Genomic DNA, 16,083 nt, shown 5'->3' with positions numbered 1-16,083 from the left:
TCGCGATGGGAGGCACCGCTCCGCCGGCGCGGCGTGGCCGCCGCGAGAAGCGGCGAGCCGCACCGGAGGGAAGCGGCCTCAGCTTGAGAGATAGGCTTTGCTGACCACGCGCTGGAACAGCGCATTCATCGCTTCTGCGATGCCCTGGTTGATGCTGACCTCGAAGAACAGGCCAGGCGAGGCGCAGGCCTCCATCTTCTTCGGGATGTCGGCCGAGAACGGCTTGATCCAGTCATTGTACCAGGAGTTCGTCGGCAGCGGCAGATAGGTCGTGTAGAGCACGGCGATCTGGATGCCGCGATCCTTGATCGCCTTGCAGAAGCTGATGTCGATCGGCTCCTGGCAGCGTGTCCCCGAGACCTTCTTCCGCGAGCATTGGGGATTGGCATAGTCGGCCACGCCGTCGGAGACGAAATACATCACCTTCTGCGGCGAGGCCGGGCTCGAACCGTCGCCGGTGGACGAGATGACGCCGTTCATGGCGGTCATCGCCTGGTTGAGATCGGTGCACTGGTCCTTGTCGAACTGGTCATGGGGGATCGTCATCAGGTCGATCTTGCCCGTCGCGCTCTTGGCGGCGGTCAGGTCGGAGGTGATCGGCTGGATCTCGGTCAGCTTCTTGCCGTCGCAGGACGGTCCGAGCGTATAGGCCGCCATCCGATACTGGCCCGGCAGCGTCGCCGTCGTCTTGGCGGTATCCATGAGTTGCTGCGAGGCCTGCCGCACCACGTCGATCCGCATCTGGACGTTGAGTTTCTTGGCCTTCTTGTAATAATTATTCGCGTTCGACAGGTCATGGCAGGCGAAGGCGCATTTGTCGGATGTATTGGCGACCATCGTGTCGATGTCGGCCTGCGTCGCGGCCACGCCCATCGAGGGCGAGTTGTCCAGCATCAGGTAGAAGTCGATATAGGGCGCCCGCATGCCCGTCGAAGACGCCCTGCCCGCAACGTCGATCTTCGTGATCCCGAACAGGTTCATGAAATAGACCGGCACCGCCGCCGTATAGGTCACCTCGACGGAGCGGCGCAGCCCGTTGGCGGTGACCGTGACCGTGCGGCTCGACAGCATGCTCTTGTACTTGGCGGAATCACCGTCGAAGAAGCGCTCGCCCTCGGCCTTGGCGTCCGCGAGCGGCTTCGTCATGACGATCTGTCCGACGGCGGCAAGCGCTGCGGCATCGGCCGCCGCATTGAGCTGGGTCCGTACCGACATGGCCCGGGCATAATCGGCGAACCCGCCGCCGAGGCCGATCAGCGGCACCAGCGCGAAGGCGAAGAATGGCAGAACGCCGCCGGCCCGGTCGCCCGCGAACGCGCCCAGCCGCCCTGCGATTGTCTTGATATCGATCATCGCCATCGTCCCGGACCTCCGCCTGTCGGAGCCCAATACCAGCATCGCGCCGCAGACGGTTACGATCGGGTGAATCGCTGCCGTTGCGGGCGCAATACCCTGTCTTATGCTGAACGAAGCCTTTGGCCAGTCGGGCAAACCTCGCCGATCAGGCAAACCTGGCGATGAGCCCCTCGACAGACCACGCGGCGCACCTCGCTCCCCTCACCTGTTCCAGATCGGAAAAGGTGATCTCACTCTTTTGCGGATTTCGAGAAGCCCGGTTTCGCGGCATAAGCACGCCAACGCCGCAACCGGCACCGCCTCGAAAAGGAAACGGTCATGTCGCAGCCTTCGCTGAACCTCCCCCAGTCCCTGGCCTTGCCGAAAGGCGTCGTCGTCAAGGGCGCGCTGGCCGCTCGCTATGACGAGATCCTGAGCCATGACGCGCTCGCCTTCGTCGCCGATCTGCAGCGCCGCTTCAACGAGACCCGCAAGCGCCTGCTCTCGATTCGCGCCGCGCATCAGAAGCGCTTCGACGCCGGCGAGACGCCCGATTTCCTGGCCGAGACCCGCCACATCCGCGAAGGCGACTGGAAGGTCGCAGCCATCCCCGCCGACCTCCAGGACCGTCGCGTCGAGATCACCGGCCCGGTCGACCGCAAGATGATCGTCAATGCGCTGAACTCCGGCGCCAAGGTCTTCATGGCCGATTTCGAGGACGCCTCCTCGCCGCTCTGGACCAACATGATCGAGGGCCAGATCAACCTGAAAGACCGCTGGGCCGGCGCGATCGACTTCACCGACGCCAACACCGGCAAGGCCTACAAGATCGGTCCCAACCCCGCCGTGCTGATCGTCCGCCCGCGCGGCTGGCATCTGCCGGAGGCCCATATCGAGATCGACGGCGAGACGGCTTCAGGCGCGCTGGTCGATTTCGGGCTCTACATGTTCCACAACGCCAAGGCGTCGATCGCGGCGGGCTCGGGCCCGTATTTCTACCTGCCCAAGCTCGAGAGCCATATCGAGGCCAGGCTCTGGAACGACGTCTTCGTCGCCGCCCAGAACGCGCTAGGCCTCAAGCTCGGCACGATCAAGGCCACCGTCCTGATCGAGACCCTGCCGGCCGCCTTCGAGATGGACGAGATTCTCTACGAGTTGCGCGACCACATGGCCGGCCTGAACTGCGGCCGCTGGGACTACATCTTCTCCTTCATCAAGAAGCTCGCCCGCAACCCGGCCTATGTCCTGCCGGACCGGGCGCAGGTGGTGATGTCGAAGGCCTTCCTGCGCGCCTATTCGCTGCTGCTGATCCAGACCTGCCACAAGCGCGGCGCCTTCGCGATGGGCGGCATGGCGGCGCAGATCCCGGTCAAGAACAACCCGGAGGCCAACGCCGCCGCCTTCGCCAAGGTCAAGGCCGACAAGGAGCGCGAGGCCGGCAACGGCCATGACGGCACCTGGGTCGCCCATCCCGACCTCGTCCCCGTCGCCACGGAGGTGTTCGACCGTCTGATGCCGCAGGCAAACCAGCTCGACACACTGCGCGAGGACGTCAGCGTCTCCACCAGGGACCTGCTCGAAATCCCCGAGGGCACCCGCTCGGAGGAGGGCTTCCGCGAGAACATCCGCGTCGGCGTGCAATATCTCGAAGCCTGGCTGCGCGGCCGCGGCGCGGTGCCGATCTACAACATGATGGAAGACGCCGCGACCGCCGAGATCAGCCGCGCCCAGATCTGGCAGTTCGTCAGCTATGGCGTCGAGGTCGACGGCAAGACCAAGGTCACCCCCGACCTCTTCAAGCGCTGCCTCACCGAGGAGATGGAGCGGGTGAAGGGCGAAGTTGGCGCGGAAGCTTACGACAAGGGCCGCTTCCCCGAAGCGATCGAGCTGTTCTCGAAGCTGTCGCTGGCGCCGGAGTTCGAGGAGTTCCTGACCGTGCCGGCCTACGGGAAGCTGTGACAGGCTGAGGTTTCTGAGGCTGCGAGGGCGCCGCCGCGAGGCGGCGCCTTTTTGTTTCAAGGCAGTCCGTTGTCAGCGCAGAAGGTTCGGGGGCAGCGTCGGCTCCGCATTGAGCAGCGTGATCGTCACCCGTCGGTTCGGCGAGAGGTAGGGATTGTCGGGGAAGACCGGCTCGGTGTCGGCGCGTCCCACCACGGAGAAGAAGTTGTCGCTGGGAAGCCCGGCACCCGACAGGATATCGCGCACGGCCAGCGCGCGCCCGGTCGTGAGGCTCCAGGGTTCGCCGGCCCGCATCGAGCCCGGGCGCGAGGCTGACGTGTGGCCGGTGACACGCAGACGGTTGGGCAGCCGGCGCAGGGTGGGCGCGATCGCCTCCAGCACGCGACGGGTGCGCTCGTAGGGGTCGACCGAGCCCTCGGGGAACATGGAGCGGCCGTCCTGGTCCACGAGGGAAACGTCCACCCCCTCTTTCGTCGGCTCGATCACGATGTTGCGCGACAGCTCGGCGATGTCGGGCATGTTCTGGAGCGCCTGCCGGATGCTGGCTATGGCGCTGTGGTTGGCCTGCTCGCTGGCGGCCGCGCGGTCGCGGGCGTTACCCCACCAGTTCGAGCGCCCGTCGTCCTGCCCGGTGGCCTCCGTCGCCGCGTCGCGGGGCACCGCCGACTTGTTGCCTGACTTGTCCAGGGCGGTGCCCATCAGGACGCCGCCTGCGCCACTGGTCGTCGGACTCGTAGCCCCCGGCGCGAAGTATTCCGCCAGGCCGTTCTTCTGCTCCTGCGTCGTCATGCTGATCAGCCACATCAGCAGAAAGAACGCCATCATGGCGGTCACGAAGTCCGCATAGGCGATCTTCCAGGCCCCGCCATGGTGCGCATGCGCGGCCTTCTTGACCTTCTTGATGATGATCGGCTGGATGGGCTTGTCCATCGAGGTCCTGCTGGATATCGGGTCAGATGTTGGCGGGCAGAGCGGCGGTTGCGGCTTCGACTTCGCTGAAGGTCGGGCGGACCTCGCTCATCAGGGCCTTGCGGGCAAATTCGACCGCCATCACCGGCGGCTGGCCGCTGATATGAGCGAGGAGACCAGCCTTGAGTGAAAGATAGTACTTGGCTTCCGCGTCGAAGGTGCTCTTGAGCGACGCCGCCATGGGCGCGAAGAAGCCGTAGGCGACGAAGACGCCGAAGAAGGTGCCGACGAGCGCGCCGCCGATCAGATGTCCCAGCACCTCCGGCGGCTCCTTGATCGCGCCCATCGTCTTGATCACGCCGAGCACGGCGGCGACGATGCCGAGCGCCGGCGTTCCGTCGGCGAGCGACTGCATGGCCGAAATGAGACGCTCCTGCTCCTGGTGGTGCGTCTCCAGTTCCTCGTCCATGAGAGCGTCTATCTCGTGGACGTTGTTGGCGCCCAGCGTCAACATGCGCATGTAGTCGCAGACGAACTCGACCGCATGATGGTTCGCCGCAAAAGTCGGGAAGGCATTGAACAGCGTCGACTCGCTCGGATTCTCAATGTGCTGCTCGGCCGCGAGCAGGCCCTTCTGCTTCACAAGTTTGTATAATGAATACTGCATCCCCAGCAGTTCGACATAGCACTCCTGCTTGTACTTGGAGCCCTTCAGGATCGTGCCGAGCATGCCCGGCACGGCCTTGAGCACCGGCGCGGGGTTGCCGATGATGAAGGCGCCGATCGCTGCACCGAGGATGATAACGAACTCGAACGGCTGCCAGAGGACCTCGAGGTGGCCACCCATAGCGACGTAGCTGCCGAAGACGCAGGCGAAGACGATGATTGAGCCGACGATTAGCCGCATGGTTTGCCACTCTTGCGCCGCAGCAGGTATAGCCCGCGCGAAGCCACTACTGGTCCGACAAATCACCGATCGGGGTTAACGGCGAGTTTAGATTCATCGGACCACAGCCAATCAGCTCGACACGCGGCGCGAGGATGTCAGCGTCTCCACCAGGGACCTCCTCGAAATTCCCGAGGGCACCCGCTCGAAAAGGGGCGTTCGCGAGAAGATCCGCGTCAGCGTGCACTATCTCGAAGCTTGGCTGCGCGGCCGCGACGCCGTGCCGATTGACAACATGATCACTCATGCGATCGAGCTGTCCTCAAAGCTGTCACTGGCGCGGGAGTTCGAGGAGTTTTTGACCGTGCCGGCTTACGGGACGCTGTGAGGGGTTGAGGTCTCGAGGGTGCCGCCGTGAGGTGGCGCCTTTTTTGTTTCACGCCTTGCGCCGGGGCTGGTTCGATCCAGACGCTCCGGTGAGCAACCTCTTAAGACATAGTGAAGGCGCAGCATATTCTATAGTGAGGACGCTTGTTCTGTCCCATCCATCAGGAATTTTCTCGTGCCCGCATCGAACCCGAACGCGTGGAGCGCGACAGCGCTGCGCCGAGCCATCAGCGCGGCGGGCGTCGCCCTGTGGTCGTGGAACGTCGAAACCGACGCGTTCGCCATGGACGATCGGGGGTTCGAGCTATGGGACCTGGAGCGGCGCGAGAGCGTCAAGTTCGAGGACCTGTCGGCCCGCATCCATCCGGCCGACCGGGATCGGGTCAGGGCGGCCTTCACGGCAACCCGTGCCATCGTCGGCGCTTACGAGATCGATTTCCGGTTGATCATTGGTGATGACATCCGCTGGGTCTCGGCCCGCGGCATCGGCGATGACACCGTGGCGCAGGACAATCTCGCCTACGGCATTTTCCTGGACGTGACCGGCCGCAAGCAAGCCGAGGAAGGCCATGAACTCCTCGCCGGTGAAATGAGCCATCGGGTCAAGAACCTGCTGGCCATCGCCTCGGGGCTTACGCAGATCTCCTCCCGATCCACGACCACGGCCAAGGAGATGGCCGTCGAGCTGACCGCTCGGCTGACATCGCTGGGGCGTGCCCACGACCTGGTTCGTCCGCTCCCCGGCCACCAGGGCAAGGCCGCGCTGTTGGGTGACCTCCTGTCGATCCTGCTCTCGCCTTACGAAGATCTGGGCGCATTCAGCGGCCGCATCCGCGTTGCGGTGCCTCGCATGGGCGTCGGCGAGGGAGCGGCGACCACGCTCGCCCTCGTCATGCATGAGCTCGCGACCAATTCGCTCAAATACGGGGCGCTGTCGGCCGAGACCGGAACGCTCGATATCTCGGGTAGCTCCGAGGGCGACGATGTCAGGATCGTGTGGGCCGAGCGCGGCGGACCCCAGGTGCAAAAGGGCACTGGCGGCACAGGCTACGGCAGCCGCCTGGTCGAGCGCAGCGTTTCTGGCCAGCTTGGCGGCTCGATCGAATACGACTGGGCAGAGGAAGGCTTGGTCGCGACCCTGCTGCTCAAGGCCGGCAAGCTCTCTGCCTAGTCGACCTCCGCCAAGACCTTCAATAGGTCGTTGTCGACATAGGGCTTCCTGAGGAAGACGGTTCGCTCCGGCATGTCGTCGACCAATGGCGAGACGCGGCCAGACGCCAGGATCAGGACCGCAGGCGGCCATCGCTTCCGGATAGCGTGAATCAGCTTCAGGCCATCCATCGATCCCGGCATCTCGATGTCGGAGAATACCACGCGAATCTGCGGGCGGGTCTCCAGCAAGGTAATGGCATCGTCCGCGTTGGAGGCTTCCAGGACGTCGTAGCCGGCGTCCTCGATCATAGCGACTGCGTTCATACGGATGATGGGCTCGTCCTCGACGACCAGGATGGTCTTTGTCATTGCGAGCTTTCGGTTGGCCGAGCAAGATGAACTGCCGCCGCGCGGAATGGTTGCCAAAATTTCTAACAATATCGATCAGCCGAAAATTCCCAGTTTATTTATCGCGTCATAAGCGAATGCACGCACCTGCAAAAAGGCGGTGCACCGGCGAACGGAAAATTGCATGCCACTCGCATGGCGTACCCATGGCCCGATGTTGGCGCGAGACGCCATCCGCTTTTTATATCCCCGCCCCTTCTAACTCGCCCTATCCTGCCACCACCTCGTCCCCGAGGGGCAGCCATCCGGAGGTATGCCGTTGGTGGGGATGGGGTCGGCGCCTGCGGCTGGTCTTACAAGCCAGGCTCGGGAGGCTTCGGGGCACCGCCCTGGGGGTACTACGGCCCCTGTGCGAGGAGCTCGCTGGACGGGACGGCGGAAGCGGTCAGGTCCGACACCGCGGTGTGGCGCACCCTATGGGGCGTTGAGGCCGCAGGACGGCAGGGCAGGCCCGCCCGACCTAATAAGCGCGGCCCGGAGACTGAAATCGCCGATGAGCGGAGCGCCACGGGGCGTGCGGATGGTGGCTCAATCCATCCGCGCCGCAGCCTGGCTCAATGGTTGCGGACTGATACCCTCGCGCCTCGCGGCGCTCCGCTGCCCCTCATCTTGAACGCCCGCGCCTGACGGCGCGGGCGGGGATTTGGTGTGCCCGCGTCATTCTCGGGCGAAGCGAAGCGCAGACCCGAGAATCTCAGGACGACGAGGCGGCAGCACCGGAGCCCTCTCGTCCTGAGATGCTCGGGTCAAGCCCGAGCATGACGGCGCCCTTCGCTCCCCGACTAAGCGATCAGTTCAAAAACTCCGGCGAGATCAGGCTGGGCAGGAACAGCGAGACTTTCGGCCACATGATGATCAAGGCGAGCACGACCAGCATCGGCATCAGCATGATCATCGTGTCCTTGATCGCGGAGCGCATGCTGATGCCGGCCACCGAGCAGGCGATCATCAGGCACAGCCCGTAAGGCGGCGTCACCAGTCCGAAGGCGAGGCTGACGATGCCGATCATGGCGAAATGGACCGGGTCCATCATCACCGTCTTGGCCAGGGGGGCGAGGATCGGCCCGACGATGATGATCGCCGGAATCGCATCGAGGAAGCAGCCGACGAGCAGGAAGATGCCGGCGATGAAGAAGCCGGTTTCGTAAAAGCCCATGCCCCAGGCGGAGACGCCGGACAGGATCGCCTGCGGCATCTTGTAATAGGCCATGAGCCAGCCGAAGGCGGACGCCGTGCCGACGCAGAACAGCGTCACGCCGGCGAGCTTGCCGGTGTCCAGCAGGGCCGCGTAGAGCCCCTTCAGGTTCATCTCGCGATACACGATCAGCGACAGGAACGCCGCATAGACCACCGCGATCGCCGCCGATTCCGTCGCGGTGAACCAGCCGAAGACCTTGCCGCCGATGATGATGCCGGGCGTCAGAAGCGCCAGGACGGAATGCTCGAACGCCTTCAGCACCTGCCGGATGGTGGAGCGCGGATAAGTCGGGTAACCGCGCCTGACGGCATAGGCATGCACCGTCGCCATCTGCGCGACGCCGATCAGCAGGCCGGGTATGACGCCGGCGAGGAACAGCGCGCCGATCGACGTCGTCAGGATGCCGCCCCAGACGATCATCAGGATCGAGGGCGGAATGATCACCGCCAGCACGGCCGAGACGGCAGTGATCGCCACCGAGAAGCTGTCGTCGTAGCCTTCCTTGCGCTGGGCTTCGATGAAGATCTTCGACTGGCTCGCGGCATCCGCCGTCGAGGAGCCGGAAATGCCGGCGAAGAAGATCGACAGCACCACATTGATCTGCGCGAGGCCGCCGGGAAAATGCCCGACCAGCGCCCGCGACAGGCTCATCAGCCGGTCGGTGACGCCACCGACATTCATCAGATTGGCCGTCAGCAGGAAGAACGGCACGGCCAGCAGGATGAAGGAGTTGAACGCGTTGAACGTCTCGCTCATCAGCGTCATCGTATCGAGCCGCGGCTCGATGATCAGGATCGGCAGACAGGCGAGCCCCAGCGCGAAGGCGACGGGAATCCGCAGGAAAAGGCCGAGAAAGAAACAGCCGAAGAGAATAGAGGCAGCCTGCCCCGAGGAGAGGACGCTGCCGGTCATGGGTTAGAGGCCTTTCCGAGGAGAACGCGGAGATCATCGAGGAACTGCTCGCCGAGGAAGGCGATCCAGCTCAGCCCTGCGACCGGCCAGGCGATATGGATGAGCCAAAGCGGCAGCTCGGCGAGCTCCGAGGTGCGGTTCCAGGCGAATTTGGTGAACTCGATGCCGCCGATCACGAAGATGACGGCAATCGCCAGGATGCCGAGCTTCGCGACGATGCGCATCAGGGCATTGCCGCGCTCGCCGAGATCCGGCAGCAGGTCGACGTCGAAATGCGCGGAGTCGCGCACGCCCAGGATCGCGCCGATCATCACCGTCCAGATGAACAGGAAGCGGGCCAACTCCTCGGTCCAGATATAGGAGGGGATCAGATCGGTGTAGCGCGACACGATCTGCAGCATCACCGGCACGACCAGGATGCCGACGGACAAGACGACGACACCAGACAGCAACTGCGAATAGGCAGCCGTCATGCGCCGCCACAGGCTCAGCCTGCCAGACAGAGTGGCATTCATGGAGAGGTCCCGCACAGGAAGGGAAGGCCCCGGACGCGGCCGCGCCCAGGGCTGACGGGCTCAGACGCCGGCGATGGCGGTCTGGATGCCGCTGGCGTCGACTTCCTTCGCATAGGCCTGCATGACCGGCTCGGCGAGCTTCTGCATGGTGGCGCGGTCCTCGAACGGAATCCGCTTCAACCGGCCTGCCGCCTCGAGCCTGACGAGGATTTCGGAATCGCCGCTGGATTCGACCTTGCGCTCGTAATCCGCCGCTTCCTTGCCGGCCTGGATCACGGCGTCCTGCAGGTCCTTGGGCAGGGTCGCCATGGTCTTCATCGAGAAGCAGATCGGCCTGACCGAGACGGCGTGCTGGGTCATCAGGATATTCGGTGCGACCTCGAAGAACTTCATCTGCTCGATGCCGGCCGCCTCGTTCTCGGCAGCCGAGATGACGTTGTTCTGGATGGCGTTGTAGATCTCGTTATACGCGATCACGGTCGGCGACATGCCGATGGCCGAGAAGCTGCGTGACCAGATCGGAGCACCCTGGACGCGCACCTTGAGACCCTTGATCTCCGCGACGCTCTTCAGAGGCTTGCTGGCAAACAGGTTGCGGACGCCGCCGCCGCCATAGCCGATCAGCCGCACGCCGGCCTTCTTCTCGATCTCGTCGGCGATCGGGGTCAGCAGGCCCTTGTTCACCACCGCTTCCATATGGGCGAAATCGCGGAAGACGAACGGCGCGTCGATGAACGGCGCGGCCTTGGCGAAGGTCGACATATGGGCGGGCGAGACCACCGCGTAGTCGACGTTCTTCCCCTGCGCCATGTACTCGAAATACTGCTTCTCGAGCCCGAGCGAGGAATCCTTGTGCAGCGTGAAGTTGATCGGCTTGTTGTAGAGCGCTTTCACGCGCTCCTCGAATTTGAGCAGCCCTTGGGTGAAGGGGTGCGCGTCGCCAAACTGCACGGCGCCGACCAGCGTCGGCACGGACTGGGCTCGACCGATGGCCGGGGCGGCAATGGTGGCTGCAACCGCACCGATGCCTTTAAGCAAATCTCTGCGTTCCATGGCACATTCCTCTCCCTAGACGCCCCTCTGATGGGAGCTCCCGATAGAATGTCAGACCGAGTCTGCTTTGGCCATCTTTGTTGAACTCGGAATTGCCGAGAAGACGTAACTTCGCGTCCGGACTTACTTGGCGTGGGCGTCGTTCGCGGGCGGAGCGAAGCGCAGCGCCCGAGACTCTCGGGCGGAAGGAGACTGCGGCAGGGAGGCCGGTTTCGGGCACGGGATATGGGTAGCCTTGAAAGCAAGCGGCGCTCAAAGCCACAACTCCCGGCCAGAATCAAGCAAATCCACCGGCTTCAGCCAGGGAAGCCTGCAAGGCTTCGCCGAATCGGCTATCCCGAAAGTCATGATCGCAACCTTCCCCGCGCGCCTGATCGAGGCCGTCACCCGCTACCGCGCGCAGATCGCCTCCCCGCGCGAGCATCTTTCGCTGCTGCGCTGGCAGATCGCGGAAGGTCATGCGCTCGACCGGCGCGACACCTTCCCCGGCCATGTCACGACCAGCGCCTTCGTGCTCTCGCCCGACCACGCCCGCATCCTGCTGATCGACCATGTCGTGATCGGCCGCTGGCTCCAGCCGGGCGGCCATTGGGAGGACGCGGCGACCTTCCATGAATCCGCCGCGCGCGAGGCGGTCGAGGAGACCGGCGTACAAGGTCTGCGCCTGCATCCCTGGCACAGGGGCGGCGATCTGCCCTTCGCCATCGACAGCCATGACGTGCCGGGCAAGCCGGCGCGGGGCGAGCCCGACCATATCCATCACGACCTGCAATATCTGTTCATCGCCGATCCAGCCTCAGCCCTCGTCGCCCAGATCGAGGAGGTCCACGCTGCCGCCTGGAAGCCGGTCGACGAACTCGCCGCAATCGCTCCGACGGCCTTCGCGAGGCTGCGCGGCATCAGCCCACCCTGACGATCCCGCTTGCGGCGCCGGAGATGTTGCACTGCCGCAACATGTAACTTTATTACATTCAATCGACCGCGCGGCTCTCGCGAACGGCCTCGCTCTGAGGCATCTTCACTCCATCAAAGCGCGACGACGCTATTGCAAATGATTTGCATAAGCATAAGAATGCCTGCCTCAACTGGAGCCCGACCATGCCGCTGAAGCCGTTCGCCCTTGCTCTCGCCGCCTCGGCATCACTGGCCACCCTGTCGTTCGCCGCCGACCTGCCCTCGCGCAAGGGGGCGCCAGCCGCGCCGCCGGCCGTCTCCGCCTGCACCGAGAGCGAGGGTATCCCGACCGACGCCTTCGGCTTCACCACCGGCTCGGACGTCGCCGATCCCGGCTCTTTCGGCCCGAGCCTGACCTATGGCGGCGCCTATGGCACGCGCCTGGGCTCTTCCAACAGCCATGGCCTGATGCTGCAGGGTTCCTATGGCCTCGCGCCCTGCCTCGAGGTCGGGCCCTATCTGCTCGGTGGCATGAGCAACGCCTCCTTCGGCGGCGTCAGCGCCGATGAGCGCAGCTTCGGCGCCGGCATCGAGACCAAATACAAGATTCTCGGCCGCGACATGCACGGCATCGGCCTGACCGCCGTGATCGATCCGAGCTTCAACCGCGCCGATCCCGACGGCGCCGGGCGCTTCACCACCTACAACACGGGCCTGCGCCTCTTCATCGACAAGACGCTGATCCCCGGCAAGCTCTACGCCGCGCTCAACCTCTCGCATGACCTGACCTGGACGGGTCCGGACCCCTATGGCCGCTCCTCGACCTTCACCATCGGCGGCTCGCTCGCCTGGCAGGTGCTCGACGGCGTCTATCTCAGTGGCGAGGTTCGCCACCAGCGCGCCCACAACACGCTCGGCTTCAGCAAGGAAGCCGGCTACGCGACCTTCGCCGGCCCGGGCGTGTTCTGGCAGGCGAGCAAGCAGTTCGCGATCTCGGCCGCCTACAACATCCAGGTCGCGGGCAAGGCGAAGGGCCAGCCCGGCGATCTCGACCTGACCAATTTCAGCCAGCATCTCGTCAAGGTGAAAGCGGCCTACAGCTTCTGAAGATGGGAGAGGGCTTTTTGCCAACGATTGAACGAAAGCCCTCTTTACGATCTTGATAGGTCCAAATTGAAGTAACGAGACCTGCCTGTTAGAAGCCTGTCCTTCGACCGAGGGCAGCATGCAGCATTTCAAGACCTGGCTCGACCAAACGCGCATCGCGCTGGTCTCGCACATTGCCGGCGGTGATCCCCGCAAGACGGTGATGGTCTACGCGTTCGCCACATTGGTGGTCGGCATCGTCGTCGGCGCCGCGCTCGCCCGGCCGTTGGGCGCCTTCTTACTGCTCCCGGCCGGCATTCTGGTGGGCTATGCCGCCCGCTCCTTCGTATCATACCGCCGCCGGAAAGCCTTTCTGGACGCGAGGCGGCAGAGCTGAGCCTTTTGCCGAGATCGCAATGCGTCGGGCAGCGACCACTTGCGCGAGGCTCCGTTGACGGCGCGGACCCGACGCCCTAAACCTGCGGCAGGATACTCCCTCCCAGTATAGGGACGCCATGCCCCATACCCCATCGGAGAAGCGGCGCGCCATCGCTCGGCTGCGCCGGATCAAGGGCCAGGCCCAGGCTCTGGAGCTTGCGGTGGAGGCCGGCGCCGAATGCGGCGCGCTGCTCCAGCAGATCGCGGCCCTGCGTGGCGCGGCAACCGGCCTGATGGCGGAGGTGCTGGAAAGCCATCTGCGAGAGACGCTGCACGCTCCGACCGATCGATCCGCCGCGATCGCGGATGGCGACGCCGAAATCGCCCAGATCATGCGTATCATCCGCCCCTATTTGAAATAACGCCGCGAGAAGAAGGAAAACCCGATGAAGACCCGCGCCGCCGTCGCCTGGGAAGCAGGCAAGCCGCTCACCATCGAGACCATCGACATCGGCGGGCCCAAGGCCGGCGAGGTCCTGGTCGAGGTGATGGCCACCGGTATCTGCCACACCGACGCCTACACGCTGTCAGGGCTCGATTCGGAAGGCAAGTTCCCGGCGATCCTCGGCCATGAGGGTGCCGGTATCGTGCGCGAGGTCGGCGCCGGCGTCACCACGCTGAAAGCCGGCGACCACGTCATTCCGCTCTACACACCGGAATGCCGGAGTTGCAAAAGCTGCCTGTCGCGCCGCACCAACCTCTGCACCTCGATCCGCGCCACCCAGGGCCAGGGCGTAATGCCCGACGGCACCTCGCGCTTCTCCTGCGATGGCGGGGAGGTTTTCCACTATATGGGCTGCTCGACCTTCGCGAACTTCACCATTCTGCCCGAAATCGCGCTGGCGAAGGTTCGCGAGGATGCCCCCTTCGACAAGATCTGCTATATCGGCTGCGGCGTGACGACCGGCATCGGCGCGGTGATCTACACGGCCAAGGTCTGGCCCGGCGCCAATGTCGTCGTCTTCGGGCTCGGCGGCATCGGCCTCAATGTGCTGCAGGCGGCGCGCATGGTCGGCGCCGACAAGATCATCGGCGTCGACATCAATCCCGCCCGGCAGGAGATGGCGAAGAAGTTCGGCATGACCGACTTCATCAACCCGCGCGAGATCGGCAACGACAAGGTCGTGCAGGCGATCGTCGATCTCACCGGCGGCGGCGCGGATTTCTCCTTCGATGCCACCGGCAACACCGACGTGATGCGCCAGGCGCTGGAATGCTGCCATCGCGGCTGGGGCGAATCGATCGTCATCGGCGTCGCCGAGGCCGGCAAGGAAATCGCCACCCGCCCGTTCCAGCTGGTCACCGGCCGTGTCTGGAAGGGTACGGCCTTCGGCGGCGCGCGCGGCCGCACCGACGTGCCCAAGATCGTCGACTGGTACATGGAGGGCAAGATCAACATCGACGACCTGATCACCCACAAGCTGAGCCTGGACGAGATCAACACCGGCTTCGACCTGATGCATGAGGGCAAGTCGATCCGGAGCGTGGTGGTCTACTGAGACGCCGCTTTCTGGCCTTATCCATAAGGCACGGAAACACGGCGTCATCCTGGACAAGCGGCGAAGCCGCGCAGCTCCGGGATCCATCGTCGGGCGCCTCGGAGCCCGATGATGGATCCCGGCACTCCGCTTCGCTACGGCCAGGATGACGGTGGAGGGTGCGATTGCGTGCCCAGCGAAAGGACACCCTCATGGAACTCCTATCCAGCTCAAAAGCCTTCGGCGGCTCGCAGCGCGTCTATCGCCATGACAGCGTGGCGTGCGCCTGCCCGATGACCTTCGCGATCTTCCTGCCGCACCAGATCGAGGACGGCCCGGTTCCGCTGCTCTGGTATCTCTCGGGGCTGACCTGCTCGCACCAGAACGTCATGGACAAGGGCGAGTACCGCGCGGCCGCCGCCGCCAACGGCATCGCCATCATCTGCCCGGATACGAGTCCTCGCGGCGAAGGCGTTCCCGACGAGCCGGATAACTGGCAGTTCGGCTCGGGCGCAGGCTTCTATCTCGACGCCACGCAGGAGCCCTATGCCAGGAATTACCGGATGGAGAGCTATATCCGCGACGAATTGCCGGACCTCGTCTCCAGGCATTTCCCGGTCGATATGGGCCGCCAGGGCATCTTCGGCCATTCCATGGGCGGCCATGGCGCGATCACGCTCGCGCTGAAGAACCCGCAGCGCTACACCTCGGTTTCCGCCTTCGCGCCAATCGCCCAGCCGTCGACCGCCGGCTGGTCACGCCCGGCTTTCGAGAAATATCTTGGGCCGGACGAACGCAGCTGGCGTCCTTACGACGCGACGTTGCTGATCGCCGACGGCCATCGCGTCAGGGATTTGCTCGTCGACCAAGGCACCGCCGACGGCTTTCTCGATGAGGGCCTGCGGCCGCAGCTTCTGGATGTCGCCTGCGCCACTGCCGGCATTCCGCTCGAACTGCAGATGCGCGAGGGTTACGACCACTCCTACAACTTCATCTCGACCTTCATGGCCCAGCACATCGCCTGGCATGCCGAGCGGCTTCGCTAGGGGCCCGGTGCGCCTGGAAGAATTGCCGTCTGGGAGTTTCGGTTGTGAGAATGAGAGGATTTCTTGTCTGGCTATCGACGCTCGTCGTCCCGCTGGCTGTCCTGTCATTGATCGTTCATTGGCCCGAAGCCCCTCGTCCACCCTCCATCGGCGGTGGCGGATATGATCTCGAAAACTTGGTCGTCACGATCCTGACGCTTGTTTTCATTGGGACATGGACGCTCCTGACCCTGGTCATCGCCTGCTTCCATAAGGACGAGGCTAGGCAGCGCCACGGATTTGCTCTGTCCGCGATCGGCGGCGTTTTCTTCATCGGCGTCCTGATGCTCTATGGTGGCAACCTGTCATGATCGAACACAGGCTCTCGGCGCGGCTGATGGCGCCCTGAGCCGCCCGAGGAACGCAAGCGGCCCCGCACGGGTTGATC

General features: G+C 64.4%; 17 protein-coding genes. 10 read left to right on the top strand and 7 right to left on the bottom strand.

Annotation, left to right across the window (positions count from 1 at the left end; all coding sequences use genetic code 11):
* Window positions 1–78: 78 nt before the first annotated feature.
* A complete protein-coding gene (locus AC1DYU_RS05930; protein ID WP_476790820.1) occupies window positions 79–1,359 on the bottom strand; it encodes a TadE/TadG family type IV pilus assembly protein in 1,281 nt (426 codons plus the stop codon).
* 315 nt (window positions 1,360–1,674) lie between these two features.
* On the opposite strand from AC1DYU_RS05930, the gene aceB reads away from it, so the two are divergent.
* A complete protein-coding gene (gene aceB / locus AC1DYU_RS05925) occupies window positions 1,675–3,294 on the top strand; it encodes a malate synthase A (protein WP_476790819.1) in 1,620 nt (539 codons plus the stop codon).
* 72 nt (window positions 3,295–3,366) lie between these two features.
* Here the strand turns inward: aceB and AC1DYU_RS05920 are convergent, their stop codons facing one another.
* Together AC1DYU_RS05920 and motA are read right to left on the bottom strand one after the other, a co-directional pair.
* Window positions 3,367–4,224, bottom strand: a complete 858-nt coding sequence (locus AC1DYU_RS05920; protein ID WP_476790818.1) for a flagellar motor protein MotB — start codon at window positions 4,222–4,224, stop codon at window positions 3,367–3,369.
* Between the two features lie 22 nt (window positions 4,225–4,246).
* The gene (gene motA / locus AC1DYU_RS05915; RefSeq protein ID WP_158484256.1) at window positions 4,247–5,110 is read right to left on the bottom strand and encodes a flagellar motor stator protein MotA; all 864 of its coding nucleotides are present in this window, start codon (window positions 5,108–5,110) and stop codon (window positions 4,247–4,249) included.
* A gap of 91 nt (window positions 5,111–5,201) precedes the next feature.
* Here motA and AC1DYU_RS05910 point away from each other — a divergent pair, with 91 nt between their 5' ends.
* On the top strand, window positions 5,202–5,477 hold the full coding sequence (locus AC1DYU_RS05910) for a hypothetical protein (RefSeq protein ID WP_476791304.1): 276 nt from the start codon (window positions 5,202–5,204) through the stop codon (window positions 5,475–5,477).
* 174 nt (window positions 5,478–5,651) lie between these two features.
* A complete protein-coding gene (locus AC1DYU_RS05905; RefSeq protein ID WP_476790817.1) occupies window positions 5,652–6,647 on the top strand; it encodes a sensor histidine kinase in 996 nt (331 codons plus the stop codon).
* Here the strand turns inward: AC1DYU_RS05905 and AC1DYU_RS05900 are convergent.
* From AC1DYU_RS05900 to AC1DYU_RS05885, 4 genes are all read right to left on the bottom strand, one after another.
* On the bottom strand, window positions 6,644–6,997 hold the full coding sequence (locus AC1DYU_RS05900; protein ID WP_158484258.1) for a response regulator: 354 nt from the start codon (window positions 6,995–6,997) through the stop codon (window positions 6,644–6,646). The two genes, AC1DYU_RS05905 and AC1DYU_RS05900, sit on opposite strands and share 4 nt — an antisense overlap.
* A gap of 829 nt (window positions 6,998–7,826) precedes the next feature.
* Entirely contained in the window at window positions 7,827–9,146 is a 1,320-nt protein-coding gene (locus tag AC1DYU_RS05895; protein WP_476790816.1) for a TRAP transporter large permease, read from the bottom strand.
* Window positions 9,143–9,661, bottom strand: a complete 519-nt coding sequence (locus tag AC1DYU_RS05890) for a TRAP transporter small permease (protein WP_476790815.1) — start codon at window positions 9,659–9,661, stop codon at window positions 9,143–9,145. The genes AC1DYU_RS05895 and AC1DYU_RS05890 overlap by 4 nt, the downstream gene beginning before the upstream one ends.
* A 60-nt stretch (window positions 9,662–9,721) precedes the next feature.
* A complete protein-coding gene (locus tag AC1DYU_RS05885) occupies window positions 9,722–10,714 on the bottom strand; it encodes a TRAP transporter substrate-binding protein (RefSeq protein WP_476790814.1) in 993 nt (330 codons plus the stop codon).
* A 346-nt stretch (window positions 10,715–11,060) separates the two neighbouring features.
* Between AC1DYU_RS05885 and AC1DYU_RS05880 the strand changes: the two genes are divergently transcribed.
* From AC1DYU_RS05880 to AC1DYU_RS05850, 7 genes are all read left to right on the top strand, one after another.
* Complete coding sequence (locus AC1DYU_RS05880) at window positions 11,061–11,627, top strand: NUDIX hydrolase (RefSeq protein WP_476790813.1); 567 nt, start codon at window positions 11,061–11,063, stop codon at window positions 11,625–11,627.
* Window positions 11,628–11,812: 185 nt separating this feature from the next.
* The gene (locus AC1DYU_RS05875) at window positions 11,813–12,715 is read left to right on the top strand and encodes a hypothetical protein (protein WP_476790812.1); all 903 of its coding nucleotides are present in this window, start codon (window positions 11,813–11,815) and stop codon (window positions 12,713–12,715) included.
* Between the two features lie 118 nt (window positions 12,716–12,833).
* Complete coding sequence (locus AC1DYU_RS05870; protein ID WP_158484264.1) at window positions 12,834–13,091, top strand: hypothetical protein; 258 nt, start codon at window positions 12,834–12,836, stop codon at window positions 13,089–13,091.
* A gap of 118 nt (window positions 13,092–13,209) precedes the next feature.
* Window positions 13,210–13,494, top strand: coding sequence for a metal-sensing transcriptional repressor (locus AC1DYU_RS05865; protein WP_158484265.1), 285 nt, complete (start codon window positions 13,210–13,212; stop codon window positions 13,492–13,494).
* Between the two features lie 24 nt (window positions 13,495–13,518).
* Window positions 13,519–14,631, top strand: coding sequence for an S-(hydroxymethyl)glutathione dehydrogenase/class III alcohol dehydrogenase (locus tag AC1DYU_RS05860; protein WP_476790811.1), 1,113 nt, complete (start codon window positions 13,519–13,521; stop codon window positions 14,629–14,631).
* 191 nt (window positions 14,632–14,822) lie between these two features.
* Window positions 14,823–15,656, top strand: a complete 834-nt coding sequence (fghA, locus tag AC1DYU_RS05855) for an S-formylglutathione hydrolase (RefSeq protein ID WP_476790810.1) — start codon at window positions 14,823–14,825, stop codon at window positions 15,654–15,656.
* 50 nt (window positions 15,657–15,706) lie between these two features.
* Window positions 15,707–16,006, top strand: coding sequence for a hypothetical protein (locus AC1DYU_RS05850; RefSeq protein WP_158484268.1), 300 nt, complete (start codon window positions 15,707–15,709; stop codon window positions 16,004–16,006).
* Window positions 16,007–16,083 lie beyond the last annotated feature (77 nt).

This window comes from Allobosea sp. P2_B12 (genome assembly GCF_056404835.1).
Note: the sequence above shows the minus strand (reverse complement) of the source record. Positions and strands in the feature narration are given on the sequence as shown.

Coding starts and splice junctions, on each gene's coding strand:
- AC1DYU_RS05890 (WP_476790815.1), bottom strand. CDS start 9,661: ATGAATGCCACTCTGTCTGGCAGGCTGAGCCTGTGGCGGCGCATGACG.
- AC1DYU_RS05870 (WP_158484264.1), top strand. CDS start 12,834: ATGCAGCATTTCAAGACCTGGCTCGACCAAACGCGCATCGCGCTGGTC.
- AC1DYU_RS05885 (WP_476790814.1), bottom strand. CDS start 10,714: ATGGAACGCAGAGATTTGCTTAAAGGCATCGGTGCGGTTGCAGCCACC.
- AC1DYU_RS05880 (WP_476790813.1), top strand. CDS start 11,061: ATGATCGCAACCTTCCCCGCGCGCCTGATCGAGGCCGTCACCCGCTAC.
- motA (WP_158484256.1), bottom strand. CDS start 5,110: ATGCGGCTAATCGTCGGCTCAATCATCGTCTTCGCCTGCGTCTTCGGC.
- AC1DYU_RS05930 (WP_476790820.1), bottom strand. CDS start 1,359: ATGGCGATGATCGATATCAAGACAATCGCAGGGCGGCTGGGCGCGTTC.
- AC1DYU_RS05920 (WP_476790818.1), bottom strand. CDS start 4,224: ATGGACAAGCCCATCCAGCCGATCATCATCAAGAAGGTCAAGAAGGCC.
- AC1DYU_RS05900 (WP_158484258.1), bottom strand. CDS start 6,997: ATGACAAAGACCATCCTGGTCGTCGAGGACGAGCCCATCATCCGTATG.
- AC1DYU_RS05860 (WP_476790811.1), top strand. CDS start 13,519: ATGAAGACCCGCGCCGCCGTCGCCTGGGAAGCAGGCAAGCCGCTCACC.
- fghA (WP_476790810.1), top strand. CDS start 14,823: ATGGAACTCCTATCCAGCTCAAAAGCCTTCGGCGGCTCGCAGCGCGTC.
- aceB (WP_476790819.1), top strand. CDS start 1,675: ATGTCGCAGCCTTCGCTGAACCTCCCCCAGTCCCTGGCCTTGCCGAAA.
- AC1DYU_RS05865 (WP_158484265.1), top strand. CDS start 13,210: ATGCCCCATACCCCATCGGAGAAGCGGCGCGCCATCGCTCGGCTGCGC.
- AC1DYU_RS05850 (WP_158484268.1), top strand. CDS start 15,707: ATGAGAGGATTTCTTGTCTGGCTATCGACGCTCGTCGTCCCGCTGGCT.
- AC1DYU_RS05895 (WP_476790816.1), bottom strand. CDS start 9,146: ATGACCGGCAGCGTCCTCTCCTCGGGGCAGGCTGCCTCTATTCTCTTC.
- AC1DYU_RS05875 (WP_476790812.1), top strand. CDS start 11,813: ATGCCGCTGAAGCCGTTCGCCCTTGCTCTCGCCGCCTCGGCATCACTG.